General features: G+C 62.1%; 17 protein-coding genes. 9 read left to right on the top strand and 8 right to left on the bottom strand.

Translation table 11 applies throughout. From position 1 onward, the window contains the following. Window positions 1-164: 164 nt before the first annotated feature. From CHB75_RS10520 to CHB75_RS10490, 7 genes are all read left to right on the top strand, one after another. Window positions 165-1,304, top strand: a complete 1,140-nt coding sequence (locus tag CHB75_RS10520) for an MHYT domain-containing protein (RefSeq protein ID WP_089270510.1) — start codon at window positions 165-167, stop codon at window positions 1,302-1,304. Window positions 1,305-1,620: 316 nt separating this feature from the next. After that, the gene (locus tag CHB75_RS10515; RefSeq protein WP_089270509.1) at window positions 1,621-2,475 is read left to right on the top strand and encodes an FAD binding domain-containing protein; all 855 of its coding nucleotides are present in this window, start codon (window positions 1,621-1,623) and stop codon (window positions 2,473-2,475) included. 10 nt (window positions 2,476-2,485) lie between these two features. Then, window positions 2,486-2,980, top strand: a complete 495-nt coding sequence (locus tag CHB75_RS10510; RefSeq protein WP_089270508.1) for a (2Fe-2S)-binding protein — start codon at window positions 2,486-2,488, stop codon at window positions 2,978-2,980. Then, entirely contained in the window at window positions 2,977-5,397 is a 2,421-nt protein-coding gene (locus tag CHB75_RS10505; protein ID WP_089270507.1) for an aerobic carbon-monoxide dehydrogenase large subunit, read from the top strand. Before CHB75_RS10510 ends, CHB75_RS10505 begins: the two co-directional genes overlap by 4 nt. A 6-nt stretch (window positions 5,398-5,403) precedes the next feature. Continuing rightward, the gene (locus tag CHB75_RS10500; RefSeq protein ID WP_089270506.1) at window positions 5,404-6,279 is read left to right on the top strand and encodes an AAA family ATPase; all 876 of its coding nucleotides are present in this window, start codon (window positions 5,404-5,406) and stop codon (window positions 6,277-6,279) included. After that, window positions 6,276-7,460, top strand: a complete 1,185-nt coding sequence (locus tag CHB75_RS10495) for a vWA domain-containing protein (RefSeq protein ID WP_089270505.1) — start codon at window positions 6,276-6,278, stop codon at window positions 7,458-7,460. The genes CHB75_RS10500 and CHB75_RS10495 overlap by 4 nt, the downstream gene beginning before the upstream one ends. Beyond that, the gene (locus CHB75_RS10490; protein WP_342745303.1) at window positions 7,457-8,248 is read left to right on the top strand and encodes an XdhC family protein; all 792 of its coding nucleotides are present in this window, start codon (window positions 7,457-7,459) and stop codon (window positions 8,246-8,248) included. The genes CHB75_RS10495 and CHB75_RS10490 overlap by 4 nt, the downstream gene beginning before the upstream one ends. A gap of 12 nt (window positions 8,249-8,260) precedes the next feature. Here CHB75_RS10490 and CHB75_RS10485 read toward each other — a convergent pair whose 3' ends face one another. The 5 genes from CHB75_RS10485 to dctP all read right to left on the bottom strand — a co-directional run bounded on the left by CHB75_RS10485 (window position 8,261) and on the right by dctP (window position 13,974). Then, window positions 8,261-9,778: a malonate--CoA ligase gene (locus tag CHB75_RS10485; protein WP_089270504.1), complete on the bottom strand. Its 1,518-nt coding sequence runs from the start codon at window positions 9,776-9,778 to the stop codon at window positions 8,261-8,263. An 11-nt stretch (window positions 9,779-9,789) separates the two neighbouring features. Further along, window positions 9,790-11,034, bottom strand: a complete 1,245-nt coding sequence (locus CHB75_RS10480; RefSeq protein WP_089270503.1) for a malonyl-CoA decarboxylase — start codon at window positions 11,032-11,034, stop codon at window positions 9,790-9,792. Continuing rightward, on the bottom strand, window positions 11,031-12,347 hold the full coding sequence (locus CHB75_RS10475; protein WP_089270502.1) for a TRAP transporter large permease: 1,317 nt from the start codon (window positions 12,345-12,347) through the stop codon (window positions 11,031-11,033). Before CHB75_RS10475 ends, CHB75_RS10480 begins: the two co-directional genes overlap by 4 nt. Further along, window positions 12,347-12,913, bottom strand: a complete 567-nt coding sequence (locus tag CHB75_RS10470; protein ID WP_089270501.1) for a TRAP transporter small permease — start codon at window positions 12,911-12,913, stop codon at window positions 12,347-12,349. The genes CHB75_RS10475 and CHB75_RS10470 overlap by 1 nt, the downstream gene beginning before the upstream one ends. A 74-nt stretch (window positions 12,914-12,987) precedes the next feature. Next, window positions 12,988-13,974, bottom strand: coding sequence for a TRAP transporter substrate-binding protein DctP (dctP, locus tag CHB75_RS10465; protein ID WP_089270587.1), 987 nt, complete (start codon window positions 13,972-13,974; stop codon window positions 12,988-12,990). A gap of 140 nt (window positions 13,975-14,114) precedes the next feature. Between dctP and CHB75_RS10460 the strand changes: the two genes are divergently transcribed. Continuing rightward, window positions 14,115-14,771 (top strand): GntR family transcriptional regulator, encoded by a 657-nt coding sequence (locus tag CHB75_RS10460; RefSeq protein ID WP_089270500.1) that lies wholly within the window; start codon window positions 14,115-14,117, stop codon window positions 14,769-14,771. Between the two features lie 219 nt (window positions 14,772-14,990). Further along, complete coding sequence (locus CHB75_RS10455; protein ID WP_089270499.1) at window positions 14,991-15,872, top strand: polysaccharide deacetylase family protein; 882 nt, start codon at window positions 14,991-14,993, stop codon at window positions 15,870-15,872. On the opposite strand, the gene CHB75_RS10450 is transcribed toward CHB75_RS10455, so the two are convergent. Genes CHB75_RS10450 through CHB75_RS10440 form a run of 3 tightly spaced genes read right to left on the bottom strand, consistent with a single transcriptional unit; the run spans window position 15,865 to window position 18,398 of the window. Further along, complete coding sequence (locus tag CHB75_RS10450) at window positions 15,865-15,975, bottom strand: DUF2474 family protein (RefSeq protein ID WP_089270498.1); 111 nt, start codon at window positions 15,973-15,975, stop codon at window positions 15,865-15,867. The two genes, CHB75_RS10455 and CHB75_RS10450, sit on opposite strands and share 8 nt — an antisense overlap. Beyond that, window positions 15,975-16,979, bottom strand: a complete 1,005-nt coding sequence (gene cydB, locus CHB75_RS10445; protein WP_089270497.1) for a cytochrome d ubiquinol oxidase subunit II — start codon at window positions 16,977-16,979, stop codon at window positions 15,975-15,977. Before cydB ends, CHB75_RS10450 begins: the two co-directional genes overlap by 1 nt. 9 nt (window positions 16,980-16,988) lie before the next feature. Further along, window positions 16,989-18,398 (bottom strand): cytochrome ubiquinol oxidase subunit I, encoded by a 1,410-nt coding sequence (locus CHB75_RS10440; RefSeq protein ID WP_089270496.1) that lies wholly within the window; start codon window positions 18,396-18,398, stop codon window positions 16,989-16,991. Window positions 18,399-18,475 lie beyond the last annotated feature (77 nt).

Below are 18,475 nucleotides of genomic sequence, written 5' to 3'. Positions count from 1 at the left end.
TGGGTCTCCCTGCTCGTCCCTCTTTGGCCGCAATCTTAGTGTGTTCCGGGCTGAACGGCTACTGGCACAGCATCACATTTTGCTTTGTGTGTCCAATCCGTGTGACAGAATACACGCGAACGCGGCGGCTTGCGACTGGCCCCGGCTACGGAGTATCACAGGGCATGCAATTCTTGCAGTATACGCACAACCCATGGCTCGTGGTCGCCTCGCTTGCGGTGGCCCTGATGGCCGGATTTACTGGCCTGTCCCTCACCAGTGGATTGCGTCACAAGTCATTGGGACATCGAAAGATTTCCGTTGCGCTTGCGGCAATTGCCCTGGGTGGCGGAATCTGGTCGATGCACTTTGTCGCGATGCTGGGAATGCAGCTTCCTGTGCTGTTTTACTATGATGCGGTGATCACCTTGATATCGGCGCTGATCGCGATCCTGATTGTCGGCTGTTCGTTGCTGCTGTTGCATTTTCGCCCACGCACGCCGACGACGCTGACGCTGGCTGGCGGGATCATTGGTATAGGCATTGTGGCGATGCATTATACCGGGATGGCAGGTTTGCAACTCTGCCGCGCAGTCTATACGCCTTTAGGTCTGCTTCTGGCCATTTGCGCGTCGCTTGCGCTTAGCATCGGTGCGGTCTGGCTGGCCTACGGCAAGCGCACCCAGCGCAACCTGCTGCTGGGCACACTGGGCTTTGGGCTGGCGGTGTTTTGCGTGCATTTCGTCGCGATCCTGAGCTCGCGCTTTGCGCTGGGTGCGGTGGTGCGCGACGTGGGCCCGCTGATCGGGAACGAGGTCATGGCCATTGGTGTGGTGCTGAGCAGCTTTGTTCTGTGCGGGGCCTTCCTGTTGACCGGCGTGACCTTTCTGGCACCGACCGAGAGCGGTCGGCAATCGCCTGAGGAGGCCGGGACCGAAACCCAGCCTGAGGTTCTGCCGCCCCCCGAGAGCGCCGCGCCAGAAGTGCCGACGCCCCGACAGATACCCTATGAGCAGAATGGCCGGACCCGGTTTTTGTCTGCGGCCGCAGTGGGTGCCATCCGCGCCGAAGGGCATTACACCTGCCTTTATACCCGCGATGCAAAGCTTTTCTGTGCCTGGTCCATCACCGAGGCCGAGTCGCGCCTGAAAGGCGGCAGTTTCATCCGCGCGCATCGCAGTTACCTGATCAACCCGGCGCATGTGACCCGGTTTGAACGGCTCAAGGACAGCGGCATCGTCTATTTCGACAGCTTTCCACCGTTGGAAAAGGCCCCGGTAAGCCGATCCAAACTCAAACCTGTCCGCGCCGCACTGGGCCTTTGACAGGTTGAGCCGGGGCGGCATCACCTCGCGCAAACGGGTCGATGCAGCTTGTTTGATGCGCTCCATTCTGCCTTGGCATCCTGTAGGTGAAACGACGTCGAACAGTCGGTGATGGGACGGCTGCAACGAAGCGTCACCCGGGCCGCGTGCAGATCATCCTCCCGGTTTCACACCCGGGTTATGTTTCGCATTTCGTGCGCTAATTTCGCAATTCGTGCAGGGAAACCGTCATTTCGCTCAATTTTCGCACGCTTTTCCCTATGCCTGCCTAGTCTGCGTGCATGACACGGACATAAGCTTTGGGAGGAGCCACCATATGATCCCGGCAGCCTTTGAATACTATCGGCCCGAATCCCTGCAGGACGCGCTGTCCCTGCTGCAGACACATGGCGACGATGCGCGCGTCATGGCGGGGGGGCATAGCCTGATCCCGATGATGAAACTGCGCATGGCCGAAGTGCCGCACCTGATTGACTTGCAGGCGATCGCCGATCTGCGTGGTATCCGCGTGGACGGCGATACGGTCAGCATCGGTGCGATGGTCACCCAGCACGAAGTCATCGAGAGCACGGATCTGTTGCGCGCTGCTCCGATCCTGCGCGAAGCCGCGCTTCAGATTGCTGATCCTCAGGTCCGCTATATGGGCACAATCGGTGGCAACGTCGCCAACGGCGATCCCGGCAACGACATGCCGGGCATCATGCAATGCCTTGGCGCGGAATTTTCCCTGATCGGTCCGGATGGCACCCGCACCGTGGCGGCGCGGAACTTCTTTGAGGCGGCCTATATGACGGCGCGCACAGATGAAGAAATTCTGACCCGGATCACCTTTCCGGCGCACGCGGGCGGATTTGCCTACGAAAAGCAAAAGCGCAAGATTGGCGACTACGCCACCGCCGCCGCCGCAGTTCTGCTGACGAAAGAGGGTGGGACCTGCGCCACGGCATCGATTGCCATGACCAACCTCAGCGACGTGCCTGTCTGGTCCGAAGCTGCTGCCGCGGCCCTTGACGGCACTGCCTGCGATAGCGGTGCAATCGCCAAGGCCATGGCCGCGATGGACGGCGATATCGACCCGGGAGAAGACAACCGTGGCCCCGTCGCATTCAAACGCCACGTTGCCGGCATCACCCTGTCCCGCGCGATCACACGCGCCTGGTCCCGCGCGTAAGGAGAACACCATGTCCAAGAAAATGCAGATTACCCTGACCGTGAACGGAGAAACGCAGGAGCTTTTGGCCGAACCGCGCGAATTGCTGATTTATGTGTTGCGCGAGCGGCTGAACATCACAGGCCCGCACGTCGGTTGCGAGACGTCCCATTGTGGCGCCTGCACGGTGACGATGGATGGCAAGTCCGTGAAATCCTGTACCGTTTTCGCCGCTCAGGCCAACGGCGCGGAAATCACCACGATCGAAGGCATCGGCAGCCCGGACAGCCTGCATGTCCTGCAGAATGCGTTCCGCGAACATCACGGGCTGCAGTGCGGTTTCTGCACGCCGGGGATGATCACCCGTGCGACCAAGCTGTTGGAAGATAACCCGAACCCGACCGAAGAAGACGTGCGTTTCGGCATGGCTGGCAACCTTTGCCGCTGCACCGGTTATCAGAACATCGTCAAATCCGTGCTTGCCGCCGCCACCGAATTGTCCGCCGCAAAGGAGGCCGCAGAATGAATGATCTTTCGCCAGACCGCGATGACCGCATCGCCAATCTCAAGGGCCTCGGCTGTTCGCGCAAGCGGGTCGAGGACGCAAGGTTTACCCAAGGCAAGGGCAACTATGTCGACGACATCAAGATGCCCGGTATGCTGCACGGCGATTTCGTCCGTTCGCCCTATGCCCATGCCCGCGTTGTTTCGATCAACATCGATGCGGCGATGGCGCTGGACGGGGTTGTCGCGGTCCTGACCGCCAAGGATCTGGAGCCGCTAGGCCTTCACTGGATGCCGACTTTGGCCGGCGACAAGCAGATGGTCCTTGCCGACGGCAAGGTGCTGTTTCAGGGACAAGAGGTCGCCTATGTGGTGGCCCGCGATCGTTATGTCGCCGCCGATGCGGTCGAATTGGTCGAGGTCGACTACGAGGAGCTGCCGGTCATCGTCGACCCGTTCAAGGCGCTTGAGCCGGGCGCGACAGTGTTGAGGGAGGATCTGGAAGGTCAAACCTCTGGCGCGCACGGAGAGCGCCGTCACCCCAACCATATTTTCCTCTGGGAAGAGGGCGACAAGGCCGCAACCGAGGCTGTTCTGGACGAGGCCGAGGTCGTCGCCGAAGAGACGATCTACTACCACCGCACGCACCCGTGCCCGTTGGAAACCTGCGGCTGCGTTGCGTCGATGGACAAGGTGAACGGTAAGCTCACGCTGTACGGCACCTTTCAGGCACCGCATGTGGTGCGCACGGTCGCCTCTCTTCTCTCGGGGATCGAGGAACATAACATCCGCGTCGTCAGTCCCGACATTGGGGGGGGCTTTGGCAACAAGGTCGGCGTTTATCCCGGTTATGTCTGCTCTATCGTCGCCTCCATCGTGACCGGCAAACCGGTGAAGTGGGTCGAAGACCGGATGGAAAACCTGATGGCCACCGCCTTTGCCCGTGACTACTGGATGAAGGGCCGCATCAGCGCCACCAAAGAGGGCAAGATCACCGGGCTGCACTGCCATGTGACCGCTGATCACGGGGCGTTTGATGCCTGCGCCGATCCAACCAAGTTCCCCGCTGGATTCTTCCACATCTGCACCGGAAGTTACGACATTCCCGTGGCTTACGTAGGCGTGGATGGCGTCTACACCAACAAGGCACCGGGGGGCGTGGCCTATCGCTGTTCCTTCCGTGTGACCGAGGCTGCGTATTTCATCGAACGCATGATCGAGGTGCTGGCGCAGGAGTTGAACATGGACGCGGCAGAGCTGCGCCGGATCAACTTCATTCGCAAGGACCAGTTCCCATATCACTCTGCCCTGGGCTGGGAATATGACTCGGGTGACTATCACACCGCCTGGGACAAGGCGTTGACCGCAGTCAACTATGACGGTCTGCGGGCGGAACAGGCCGAGCGGGTTGAGGCCTTTAAACGCGGTGAGACGCGCAAGCTGATGGGCATCGGTCTGTCGTTCTTTACCGAAATCGTTGGGGCCGGGCCGGTCAAGAACTGCGATATCCTTGGTATGGGGATGTTCGATTCCTGCGAGATCCGTATCCACCCGACCGGCAGCGCCACCGCTCGTCTGGGTACGATCAGCCAGGGGCAGGGACACGCGACGACCTTTGCGCAAATCCTCGCGTCGGAAATCGGCATCTCTGCCGATAGCATCACGATTGAGGAGGGCGACACCGATACCGCGCCCTATGGGCTTGGCACCTACGGGTCACGCTCGACCCCTGTTGCGGGGGCGGCAACGGCGCTGGCGGGGCGCAAGATCCGCGCCAAGGCGCAGATGATCGCGGCCTATCTGCTGGAAGTGCATGACAACGATGTGGAATTCGATGTCGACCGGTTTGTCGTCAAAGGCGCGCCTGAGCGGTTCAAGACGATGAAGGAAATCGCATACGCCGCCTACAATCAGGCCATTCCGGGGCTTGAGCCGGGCCTTGAGGCGGTCAGCTACTATGATCCGCCCAACATGACCTACCCTTTTGGGGCCTACATCTGCGTGATGGATCTGGACGTCGACACCGGACAGACCGAAATCCGGCAGGTCTATGCGCTGGACGATTGCGGCACCCGCATCAACCCAATGGTGATCGAAGGACAGGTGCACGGCGGTCTGACCGAGGCCTATGCCATCGCGATGGGGCAAGAGATTGCCTATGACGAGATGGGCAACTGCAAGACCGGCACGCTGATGGATTTCTTTCTGCCCACGGCGGTCGAGACGCCGCACTACACGACCGATTTCACAGAAACCCCCAGCCCGCACCATCCCATCGGTGCCAAAGGCGTTGGGGAAAGCCCGAACGTCGGAGGCGTGCCGATGTTTTCCAACGCGGTTCACGATGCTTTCCGCGCCTTCGGACTGAGGCAAAGCCACATGCCGCACGATCACTGGCGGATCTGGCGCATTGCCGAAGGTCTGGGTCTGCACGGGTAATCGGGCATGAGCTGGAATGATCTTCAGACGGACATGGCCCAACAGGGCTATGTCGCGTCCGATGATCTGGCAATGGCGTTATATCTTGCGCTGTCGCTGGGTCGGCCCCTGCTGTTGGAGGGGGCAGCAGGGGTCGGCAAGACCGAGGTGGCGCGGGTTCTGGCCGCGGTGAAGTCGACCCAACTGATCCGTCTGCAATGTTACGAAGGGCTGGATGCGGGGCAGGCGATCTATGAATGGAACTATCAGCGCCAACTGTTGGCGATCCGTGCGGCCGCCGAGGACGGAGAAACCGGCAGCGCGGTCGAGGCCCGTATCTTTTCCGATGATTACCTGCTGGAACGCCCGCTTCTCAAGGCGATCCGCCAGGCTGTCGCGCCGGTCCTTCTGATTGACGAGATCGACCGCGCGGATGAGGAGTTCGAGGCTTATCTGCTCGAAATCCTGTCCGAATTTCAGATTTCCATCCCTGAACTGGGAACGATCACGGCCACCACCCGGCCCATGGTCATTCTGACCGCCAATGGCACACGCGATCTGTCGGACGCATTGCGGCGGCGCTGTCTCTATGCCCATGTGGATTACCCCGATCGGGCCACCGAACTTGCGATCCTGCGCGCGCGCATACCGGGGATCGAGGATTTACTGGCCGGGCAGATCGTCGGCTTTGTGCAGGCGCTGCGGCGCGAAGAACTGGAAAAAACCCCCGGCGTGGCCGAGATGCTCGACTTTGCAGCTGCGCTGTCCGGCCTTGGCATCGCGGATCTGAATTCCGATCCTCAGGTGTTGCAGGCGACACTCGCGACCTTGCTGAAGACCCGGACCGACCGCGACAACATCCCCACCGAAGTGGCGCAGCGGTTGGCAGGGCGGGCGGCATGAGCAAGGTCACGCGATTTGCCGGGCGCGATCCCGGACCCAATGCGCGGGTCGCCGGGTTCATGGCGCATCTGCGCGATCATGGCCTGCGTCTGGGGGTCGGGGAAACCGCGCTCGCAGTCGAAGCTTTGACCCATGTCCGGGCCTCTGATCCGGTTGAGGCGCGGCTTGCCCTGCAGGCGGTCTGCACCGGTTGCGCGGACGAAGTGGCGGGCTTTGAGGATCTGTTCGACGCCTACTGGCGCAACGATGGCAGAGTGCGGGAAAAGGTGGTTCCCTCAACTTCGGCATCGACCGAACACATGCGCAATTCGCGTTCCGCCCAAGGCCCCGAGACCGACGGAAACGGCCGAATGGATAGCCCCGACGACTCCGGTGGCGAAGGCGAGGCCATGGTGAGCGGGGAGGGGCGGTTGGTCGGATCGCGGCTCCAGAATCTGATGAAAACCGATCTGCGCGATCTGGTCAGCCCCGAAGACATCCGCGACGCCGAAACCGTGGCGCGGCGACTTGCCTTGGCCCTGCGCGACCGGCGTTCGCGCAGAAGGCGCGCGGCGAAAAAGGGGGCGATGCTCGACATGCGCCGCGTGCTGCGACAAAGCCTGTCCACCGGGGGCGAACCTGTGCGTCTACCGCGCCGCAAGCGTCCGGATCGGCCAGTGCGGATTGTGGCCCTGTGTGATGTGTCCGGGTCGATGACAATCTACGCGCGGGTGTTCTTGGCTTTTCTCGCTGGGCTGATGCGCGCCGATTCTGCGGCAGATGCTTACCTGTTTCACACCAGACTCGTGCGTATCACAGAGGCGCTGCGCGACCCCGATGGTTTGCGCGCGCTGAACCGGCTGACGCTGCTGGCCGATGGATTTGGTGGCGGATCAAAGATCGGAGCGGCGCTGGACCAGTTTGCCGCCACCCATGCCCGTCGATTGGTGAACGGGCGCAGCGTTGTGGTGATCCTGTCGGATGGGTACGACACCGACCCGCCCGAAGTTCTTGGGGACGCGCTGCTGCGTCTGCGGCGGCGGGGGTGCCGGATTGTCTGGCTGAACCCGCTCAAGGGCTGGGCAGGCTATGCGCCGGTCGCGGCGGGCATGGCTGCGGCATTGCCGCACCTCGACCACTTTGCCGCGGCGGGGACGCTGTCGGACCTTGCTGCACTGGAACAGGAGTTTACACGGTTGTGATCGACGTGACGCCACTGGAAGACGAGATGACCCGGCTGGCCGAAGGTTTACGTGCCGCCGGAACCCCTTTTGCCGTGGCGACGGTGGTGCGCACGGTCGGCGCGACGGCGGCCAAGCCCGGCGCGCGGGCGCTGATCCACTCTGACGGGACCATTGGCGGTGGCTGGATTGGCGGTGGCTGCGTGCGGTCTGCGCTGGCGCGAGCAGCGCAAGAGGCGCTGGCGGACGGACAGCCGAAATTCCTGTCGCTGATGCCAGAGGATCTGTTGCAGGGGCGCGGGGTGACTGCTGGCAGCGATGTTGAGGGCGTGCGCTTTGCGCGCAACGGCTGCCCCAGCAAGGGATCGATGGATGTGTTTGTGGAACCGCATCTGCCCCAGCCAGAACTGGTGGTGCTGGGGGCTTCGCCCGTGGCGGTGGCCCTTGTGCGGCTGGCGGCAGGGTTCGGTTTCCGCCTGAACGCGATGCCGCTGGCGGAACCGCTTGAGCCAGTTTCCGCAGGCGCGCAAAGGCTGGTGGTGGTGGCAACGCAGGGCAAGGGTGATCTGGACGGCCTGCGCATGGCATTGGCGTCCGGGGCGATCTTTCTGGCCTTTGTCGGGTCACGCCGCAAATTCGCCGCCCTGTCCGAAAAGCTGGCGGCAGAAGGCATCGCCGCGCGGGATCTGGCCCGGGTACAGGCGCCGGCCGGGCTGGATATCCATGCCCTGACGCCTGAGGAAATCGCCCTGTCGATCCTGGCGCAGGTGGTTCAGGTGCGGCGTAGCGGCCAGCGCCACGCCGACTGATCCGCCAAGCCCCTACGCGGTGGTAAACAGATCCCCGAACTGATCGCGCAGCGCCTTTTTCTGCACCTTTCCCATGGTGTTGCGGGGCAGTTCCGGCAGAATCACCAACTTGCGGGGGTGCTTGAAACGGGCCAGAGAGGCCTTCATCTGCGCGCTGATCGCTTCCAGATCCGGCTGGGCCCCGGGTGAGGGCACCAGAATCCCCACCACGGTTTCGCCGAAATCCGGGTGTGGCACGCCAATCACGGCGGATTCCAGCACACCCGGCTGATCGTCGAGCAGCAGTTCTATTTCCTTGGGGTAGATGTTGTACCCGCCGGAAATGATCAGGTCCTTGTTGCGCCCCACGATCGAGACATAGCCGTCGCTGTCCACCTGACCGAGGTCCCCGGTGATGAAGAAGCCATCGGCACGCAGCTCTTCGGCGGTTTTTTCGGGCATCTGCCAGTAGCCTTTGAACACGTTCGGGCCGCGCACTTCGATCTGGCCTATTTCACCCTGTGGCAGGGTCGCGCCGGTCGCAGGGTCGGTGATCTTCAGCTCGACACCGGGCAGGGGGAAGCCCACCGTGCCCGCGCGACGTTCACCGTCATAAGGGTTCGAGGTGTTCATATTGGTTTCGGTCATGCCGTACCGTTCTAGGATCCGATGCCCGGTGCGGCCTTCGAACTGGACATGGGTTTCGGCCAAAAGTGGCGCAGAGCCCGAAATGAACAGGCGCATGTGCCGGGTCAGGTCGCGGTCAAAGCGCGGATCGTCCAGCAGACGGGTGTAAAAGGTCGGCACGCCCATCATGGTTGTGGCCTGCGGCAGGCGGGCAATCATCTGGTCGAGATCGAATTTAGGCAGGAAAATCATCGACCCGCCAGCGATCAGCAGGGTGTTTGTCGCCACGAACAACCCGTGAGTGTGAAAGATCGGCAGGGCATGAAGAAGGACATCATCCGCGGTGAAATGCCAATAGTCGGCCAGCGTCTGGGCATTGCTCAGCAGGTTGGACTGGGTCAGCATCGCCCCTTTGGACCGCCCCGTGGTACCCGAGGTGTAGAGGAAGGCGGCAAGGTCGTCGGCGGTGCGGGGGACGGTGCCAAAGCTGTCGGGCTTGGACTTGGCGGCCTCCATCAAGGTGCCCGTGCCATCGCCATTCAGCGTCTCGATCAAGGCGCCACAATCTTTGGCGAGGGGCGACAGAGCCTCTGCCTTGGTGGCATCACAAAGCAGCAGTTTTGCGCCGGAATTCTCAACGAAATAGCGGATTTCTTCGCCCATGTAGCCGGTATTCAGCGGCAAAAAGACCACACCGGCCTGAACGCAGGCGGCATAGACGGCCAGTGCTTCGGGCGACTTTTCGATCTGTGCGGCAAGGCGGTCGCCGGGTTTCAGGCCCAGGTCGGTCAGGACATGCGCAATGCGCGCAGCCAGACGCAGAAAGGCGTCATGAGTCAGCGTGGCGCCATCCGGAAGGTGCAGAAAGACTGTACTCTTCCCGGCGTGGCGTCCGAAAAGCGTGTCATAAAGCGGGTTGGCCATGTGTTGGTCCTTCATGCGTCCTGTAGCGACACGGCAGAGGCAAGCGCGCGTACCTCGGGCGAGGCGGCTACGGTGCCTGCGGTTGCAAATCGTTCGTGGTTCTGCGTGATCTGGGCAAGATCGTAAAGGTAGTTCACCATCACACCGCCCGATTGCCGCAGCCCGTTGGCCGAAGTGTCGGCACCTGCATGCACCGCATGGACCCGTGCGCCATTGCCCAAATGGAACCGCGCCACGGGGTCGACGGGGCCACCGTCCGGGCGTTTGGCGTTTGTCAGGTAGTGCGCCGACAACTGGCGTTGCGCCGTGGGGTCACCGGGCAGGGGGCGGCCTTCCTTTTCCAGCCAGCGGGTGAGGCCGGGAATTGGCGAAAGGGTGACGAATGTCTTGAGGCCCGGAAGTTCGCGGCTGAGGTCCGCGACCACCTGCTTGATCAGGGAATTGCCAAAGGAAATCCCCGCGAGCCCGGCCTGACAGTTCGAGATCGAGTAGAACACTGCGGTATCCGCAGCCCGCGCCGCCATTGGCGCACGCCCGTCGGCCAGCAAGTCCTGAATCGATGTTGAAATACCTTTGGTCAAGGCGACTTCGACAAATATCAGCGGCTCGCTTGGCATGGAGGGGTGGAAGAACGCAAAGCAGCGACGGTCCTCGGGCTGCAGGCGGCGGCGCAGATCGTCCCAGCTGTGGATGGCGTGCACCGCCTCGTAGACGATGATCTTTTCCAATATCTCGGCGGGGGTTTCCCAACTGATGGGGCGCAGCACCAGAAATCCGCGGTTGAACCACGAGGCGAACAGGTGGCGCAGGTCCAGATCCAGCATGGCGAATTCGGGGTTCTTGTCGGTCATGCGCAACAGGTCCGCGCGCATTTCGACCAGCTGCCCGGTCGCCCCCGGCACTTGATTCAGCCGCCGCGCTAACTCCTGCCGGGGTGGTTCGACCAGATCCATCAGGGCGCGGTAGCTGGCCTTGTTCGGACCTGCCTCATAGGTGTCGAGGGCGGTGCGTGTGGCGGCGGTATCGATGCCCTGAGAGGTGGTGAGATAGGCAAAGAAGGCGCGCTTTTCCTCCCACTCCATCGCGGCGTAGCGATCCAGGATCAGGCGCGCCAGTTCGGTGCCCGACACCTCGCCGGCATTACTGATCAGGTCGGCGCACAACTCTTCGATGCTGCGACCCTTGCGGTCCGGTTCAGTGGCACCGCGATAACGACGTTCGAAGACAGTCGAAAGGAGGTCCGCGAAAAGGCTCATAGTCTTTGTCCCATCACATAGTCCGGGAGCCAGGTGGCGATACCCGGAAAGAGGCAGAGCAGCACGATGGCCAGCACCATGCAGGCGACGTAGGGCAGGGACCCGAGCAGGATGGTCTTGAGCGAGATGTCGGGCGCAATGCCGTTGATGACATAGAGGTTGAGCCCGACCGGGGGCGAAATCAAGCCGATCTCCATGTTGATGGTCAGGATCACTGCGAACCAGATCGGATCGAAACCGGCGGTGGTGATGATTGGCAACAAAATGGGCGCTGCCATGAGGATCACCGCCACTGGGGGCAGGAAGAAGCCCGCAACCAACAGGAACAGGTTGATCATCGCCATCAGAACCCAGCGGTTCACGTCCAGCGTGCCGATCCATTCCGCGATGCTCTGCGTGATGAACAGGCTTGAGAGCATGTAGGAAAACACACCCGCCGCGCCGATGATGAACAGGATCATCACCGATTCCCGCGTTGAATCGCGCAGTACCACCCACAGGTCGCGCGGGTGCCACATCTTGTAGATCAGCACGGCGATGACCAGACAGAGCAGGGCACCAACGGCGGCTGTTTCGGACGGCGTCGCGATGCCGCCGTACATGGCATAAAGCACACCGAGGATGATCAGGAGGAACGGCAGGACCTTTGGCAGGATCTCGAATTTTTGCTTCCAGCTATAGTCGGTCGCTGACAGGACACGGGCATCGCCCGACCGCCAGGTGGCGTAGATCGACCAGGCCATGAACAGGGCGACCAGCATGATACCGGGCAGGACGCCGGCCAGAAACAACCGCCCGATCGAGGATTCAGTGGCGATGCCGTAGACGATCATCGTCACCGACGGCGGGATCAGAATGCCAAGCGTGCCGCCCGCCGCGATGGAACCTGCGGCGACACCATCCGGATAACCGCGCTTGCGCATCTCGGGGATGCCCATCTTGCCGATGGCGGCGCAGGTGGCGGGGGACGACCCAGACATCGCCGCAAACAGCGCACAGGCCCCGAGGTTGGAAATCACAAGGCCGCCGGGAACACGGGTCAGCCAGCGTTCCAGTGCCTCGTAAAGATCAGCGCCGGCACGGGTCGACGCGATGGAGGCACCCATGATGATGAACATCGGGATCGACAGCAGGGCGAAGCTGTTGAGTTCGGCAAAAAACAGGTCGGGCAGGGAGGCAAGGGACCGCACCCCGTCGAAAACCAGAAGGAAACCTGTGGCGACGATCAGCAGACCGGATGCCACCGAAATGCCCGAAAACAGCACGACAATGGTGATGATCGCGACGAGCAGTGCCAGTGTGAGCGGATCCATCAGTGACCTTCTTTCTGTGGCTGGATGTCAGGCACCATGGAGGGAGCGAGGGGATTGTCGCGTCCGGTTACGGTCATCCAGAGGTCGGCGGCGAGTTGCAGGAAGAACAGCGCAAAACCCAGCGGCACCGTGAGATAGGGGATCCAGAGCGGGAAGCCCCAGACGCTTTCGGATTTCCAGTTGCGCGACCAGGCAAGGTGGAAGGTGTCATAGCCGTAATAGATCATCACCGCCGCCATCGCGAGGGTCATGATCAGCACAAAGAGTGCGAGGACCCGGCGCGCGCCCGGTGGCATCAGCCCCGGCAAAAGGTCAACGCCTACGTGCCCGCGCAGGAGTTGGACGTAGGACAGGCCCAGAAGCGTGGCGGCGATGACAAGGTAGATCACGGCCTCTGTCTGCCAGAAGGTGGACTGTTTCAGGATCAGCCGGACAAAGATCATCTGGCAGGTGATGAACACGGACAGCAGGATCATCAGGGCGGCGATCACGCCGCAAAGATCCGAAACCCGGCGGATGATCCGCACGGGGATTGGAACGGCGCCGGGATGGGCGAAGTCGGTCATTTAGGGTGGCTCCGGTCGGCAAAGGGGGGCGCCCGCGCTGCCTCAACTTGGGGGGCAGAGCGGGCGCAGGGGGATCACTTTACTTCAAGTGCCATGTCGAGAAGTTCCTGACCGTTCGGCGTTTCGGACACGAAAACCGGGAATGCCGTGGTCTTGGCCAAAGCCAGCCACTGGTCAAAGTCTTCCGGTGTCATGTCGGCGATTTCGACACCCGCATCGGCAAAGGTCTGGCGTGCGGTTTCGTCGCCCTTCTTGCCCTCTTCGAGATAGAAGGCTTCGGCCTTGGCGGCGGCGTCGGTCAGTGCCTTCTGCTGCTCGGGGGTCAGCGATTCAAAGGTCGTCTTGTTGATCAGCATCGGCTGGTACATGAACCACAGGGCGGTGTCGCCAGCGGGTGTGTAGCACTTCAGCTGTTCGTAAAGGCGGTAGCTGACAAAGCTTTCGGACGAGGTGTTGGTGGCATCCAGAACGCCTGTCTGGAGGGCCGGGTAAATCTCGGACGAGGCCATGGAGGAGATCGACGCACCGGCACCGGCCAGCATCTCTTCAAAGGATTTTCCGGCTGCGCGGATCGCGATTCCCTTCACATCGGCAGGCTTGGTGATGCAGCCCTTGTTGGAGCCGAAACCGCCCGCAAGATAGCCGTGGACCAGCACCATAACGTCATCGCCGGCCATGATTTCCTGAAGTTTTTCCATGAAAGGCGAATGCGACAGCCGGTCGCCGTGGTCGAGGTTTTTCACCAGTCCGGGCATCAGTGTGAGGTTATAGGCAGGCTGCTGACCGCCCGCGTAGGACAGGGGCAGGACGGTCATGTCCAGCTGGCCACGCGACAGCGGCGTATACTGTTCGCGCGCCTTGAAAAGCGACTGCGAGCCGAAGACCTTGATGGTGAGATCGACATTGGCGGCGGCGACATCTTCGGCCACCATTTCGGCGATCTTGTTGCGCACGTCGTTGCCGGACCACTGGTGCGACAGGCGCAGTTCGGTGGCCTGTGCGGTGCTGGCCAGCGCGGCCAGAGTCAGCGCGGCGGCTGTTGTTTTCAAAAAGTTTTTCATCATTTCCTCCCAGAAACGTCCGACCCTCCCCGGTCGGACTTGATGGGCGAAGGGTGCGGGATGGGGCACACAGAGTCAATCATCTTGTATACAAGAATTTGCATCTTGCCGACAAAGCGCCGTCACCGTAGCATCCGGGGATGGAAAAGATGCGCCCGAACGAGATTGCAGACGCGCTTGAAGAGATGGTCTTTACCGGCGAATTCAACGACGGGGACCGTCTGGACGAGATCACGCTGGCGGCCCGCTTTGGGGTGTCCAGAACGCCAATTCGTGAGGCATTGCAACGGCTTGTGGTGTCCGGTCTGGCCGAGCAACTGCCCCGGCGCGGCGTGTTCATTCGCCAGCCCGGCCCGGTCGAGCTGATGCAGATGTTCGAGACCATGGCCGAGATCGAGGCCGCCTGCGGGCGGTTGGCGGCGATGCGGATTTCGGACGCGGCGCTGGACAGGTTGGCGCAGACCAATGCGCTGTGTCAGGCGGCGGTGACGGCGGGCGACGCGGATGGATATTACCGGGAAAACCAGGAATTTCATCACGTTATCTACCACGAAACCGGCAACAGCTTTCTTGAGCATGAGGCGCTGCGGCTGAACCGGCGGCTGATTCCGTTCCGCCGGGTGCAGCTGCGTTGGCGGGGGCGGATGGGGCAGTCGATGTCCGAACACGAGACGATCGTGGAGGCCCTGCGCGACGGAAATGCGGTGCTGGCGGCGGATACTCTGCGGGCGCATGTGGCGGTGCAGGGTGAGAAGTTTCACCAGCTGATCGCGAGCCTGCGGATGGCGGCGCAGTAGCCGCCAAAAGCCGTATGGAGCCGGTATGGCAAGCGTATGGAAACCGTATGGCTGGCGTATGGCTGTTTGCCGTTTTGAGGCGCAATCTGCGCCAAGGGTTGAAAAATGCGCAGCGCCGGGCGGTTTTGTATAGACTTATGAGCGGGTCCCCCGGTCTGCGGGGATTGGAGGTTGCAGCCTGTCGATCTGCGTGTCCAATGGGCATTCAGGAGGCGCGACATGACCCTTACCGACCACGGCAGATATCCTTTTAGCCCGATCACCGACCGGCCCGATTTCGACTGGCCGGGGGGCGCGCGGCTGGCGATTTATCTGGGCATGAACCTTGAGTGTTTCGACTTTGGTCAGGGGCTGGGCGCGGAACTGGCGCCGGGTGGGCCGCAGCCGGATGTGCTGAACTATGGCTGGCGGGACTATGGCAACCGGGTGGGGGTCTGGCGGATGCTGGAGCTGTTCGACCGGCTGGAACTGCCCTGCACGGCGCTGGCGAATAGTGAAATGTATGATGCCGCGCCGGGGGTGGTCGAGGGGTTCCGTGCGCGGGGCGACGAGATTGCCGGCCATGGGCGCAGCAATTCGGAACGGCAGGGCATTCTGGACGAGGCGGGCGAGGCGGCGCTGATCCGGGAGGCGACGGCGCGGATCACCGCGCAGGAGGGGCGCGCGCCGAAGGGGTGGCTGGGGCCGTGGATTTCGCAAAGTGCGCTGACGCCGGATCTGTTGGACGAGGCGGGCTATGAATATCTGCTGGACTGGTGCCATGACGATCAGCCTGTCTGGATGCAGACGCGGGCCGGGCGCATTTTGTCGGTGCCCTATCCGCAGGAGCTGAACGATATTCCGCAGATCGTCGGGCGCAAGCGGGAGGGGGTGGATTTTGCCGATATGATCATCGACGCCTTTGACGTGATGATCGAGGAAAGCGCGCGGCGACCGCTGGTCATGGGGATCGCGCTGCATGGCTATCTGATGGGGCATCCGCACCGCATCAAACACCTTGCCCGGGCGCTGGGCACCCTGAAAGATCGCGCCGACGGGCGGGTCTGGTTCACCACAGCCGGGGCGATCAGCGATCACTACCGGGGACTGGAGCTTAGCTGATCAGCAGTTTGATGCCATAGGCCACGACCGCCAGCGCCGCGACACTGGCCAGCCAGATCGCGGCGAACCACGCCAGACGTGCGCCCAGCCGGTTCTGCGCCATCAGTGGTATCCCTGTTCCGGGTCGATCTTGCCGCGGAACACCCAGTAGGCATAGGCGGTGTAGCCCAGGATCAGCGGCACCAGCACCAGCGCGCCGACCAGCGTGAATTTCAGGCTGCTCTCGGGGGCGGCGACCTGCCAGATCGTCAGTTTTGGCGGCACCATGTAGGGATAAAAGCTGATTCCGATGCCGATAAAGCTGATCCCGAAGAGCGCGAGCGAGGCGAGGAACGGCGTGAGATCGTGATGGTCGCGCAACCCGGTGAACAGCTTCCACGTGGTCAGAAGCATGAGCGCGGGCATGACCATGCTGAACGCGATGCCCGGCAGTTTGAACCAGCGTTCGAAATAGACGATGTCCTGAAACGGGGTGAGGACGCTGACAAGGCCGATAGCGCCCAGCGTCGCGATGGCCAGGGGCCGGGCATAGCCGCGCATCTGGGCCTGCACCGGGCCGCCCAGTTTGAGGTTGAGCCAGGTGGCCCCGAGGAGCGCATAACCGATCACCACGGCCACGCCGGTCAGGACGGAAAACGGCGTGAGCCAGTCCCACCAGCCGCCCGAATAGGCGCGGTTCGCGACCTCGATCCCCTGAACGATTGCGCCCAGAGCGATGCCCTGCATGAAGGCCGCGATGGTGGATCCGCCGAAAAAGGCGATGTCCCAGACCGGTTTCCAACGCTTTGTTCGCCAACGATATTCAAAGGCCACGCCACGAAACACCAGCGCCAGCAGCATCAGGATGATCGGCATGTAGAGTGCCGGCATGATGACCGCATAGGCCAGCGGGAAGACGGCGAAAAGCCCGCCGCCGCCCAGCACGAGCCAGGTTTCGTTGCCGTCCCAGATCGGGGCGACCGAGTTCATCATCAGGTTGCGATCCGCTTCGGAGCGGCCGAAGGGGAACAGGATGCCGACGCCCAGATCGAAGCCGTCCATGACCACATAGACCAGCACGGAAAAGGCGATGATGCCGGCCCAGATGAAGGCATAATCAATGACCATATCGCTCTCCTATTCCGCTGGGCTTGTCTGGTTGCGGGGCTGCTGGGCCGGGGTGACACCGGCGGCGCGGACGGGCGCGTCGTTCAGGCCCAGCCGGTCGGTGCCGGGCGGTTTGCCCATCATGCGCAGGATATAATAGGTGCCCGCGCCAAAGACGAAGAAATAGACCACGATGAAGGCAATCAGCGAGGCGGCCACGGCGGGGGCCGCGATGGGGGCGAGGCTGTCGGCGGTGCGCAGCAACCCGTAGACGGTAAAGGGCTGGCGGCCGACCTCGGTTGTGATCCAGCCGGCCAGCACGGCGACAAAGCCGCTGGGACCCATCACAAGTGCGGCGCGGTGCAGCCAGCGGTCATCGTAAAGCCGTCCCTTGAAGCGCTGGACAATGCCCCAGATGCCGATGCCGAGCATGGCAAAGCCAATCGCGATCATCACCCGGAAGCTGAAAAACACGATGGTGACGGGCGGCTGATCGGCCTCTGGCACAGAGTCGAGGCCATCCAGCGGGGCGTTCAGGTCATGTTTGAGGATCAGGCTGGACAGTTTGGGGATCTGGATCGCGTAGTCGATACGCTTTTCCGTGGGGTTGGGGATGCCGAACAGGATCAGCGGCGCGCCGTCGGGGTGGCTGTCGTAATGCCCCTCCATCGCCATGATCTTGACCGGCTGATGTTCCAGCGTGTTCAGCCCGTGTTCATCCCCGGCAAAGATCTGGATCGGGGTGACGATGACCGCCATCCACATCGCCATGGAAAACATCCGCCGGGTTTCGGCGCGGGCCGAGTCGCGCAGCAGGTGCCAGCCGGCCACCCCGGCCACGACAAAGGCCGTGGTGAGGTACGCGGCCAGCACCATATGGACCAGCCGGTAGGGGAAGGAGGGGTTGAAGATGACCGCCCACCAATCGAGCGGAATGAACTGGCCGACATCATTCACGCCATAGCCCGCAGGCGTCTGCATCCAGGAATTCACCGACAGGATCCAGGTCGCGGACATCAGCGTGCCAAAGGCGACCATGGCGGTGGCGAACATGTGCAGCCCGTTGCCGACCTTTTCCCGCCCGAACAGCATGATGCCCAGAAAGCCGGCCTCGAGGAAAAACGCCGACAGCACCTCGTAGGCCATGAGGGGGCCAAGCACCGGGCCGGTCTTGTCGGCATAAACGCTCCAGTTCGTGCCGAACTGGTAGGACATCACGATGCCCGACACGACGCCCATGCCAAAGGCGACGGCAAAGATCTTTTTCCAGTAGTTGAACAGATGCAGATAGGTTTCATCCCCGGTGCGCAACCACTGGGCGTTCAGCACCGCGAGGAAGCTGGCCAGGCCGATCGAAAACGCCGGAAAGATGATGTGAAACGAAACGGTGAAAGCAAATTGGGCACGTGCAAGCGTTTCTGCGGTGAAACCATCGAGCATGGCGTCCTCCTGTATCTGGCACACGGCGCTTTGCTGCGCCTGTCACGGCGTTGAATACAGTTTAGAAGGGGGCAGGC

The sequence above is a fragment of the Puniceibacterium sediminis genome (assembly GCF_900188035.1).
GTDB classification, from domain to species: domain Bacteria; phylum Pseudomonadota; class Alphaproteobacteria; order Rhodobacterales; family Rhodobacteraceae; genus Puniceibacterium; species Puniceibacterium sediminis.
Note: the sequence above shows the minus strand (reverse complement) of the source record. Positions and strands in the feature narration are given on the sequence as shown.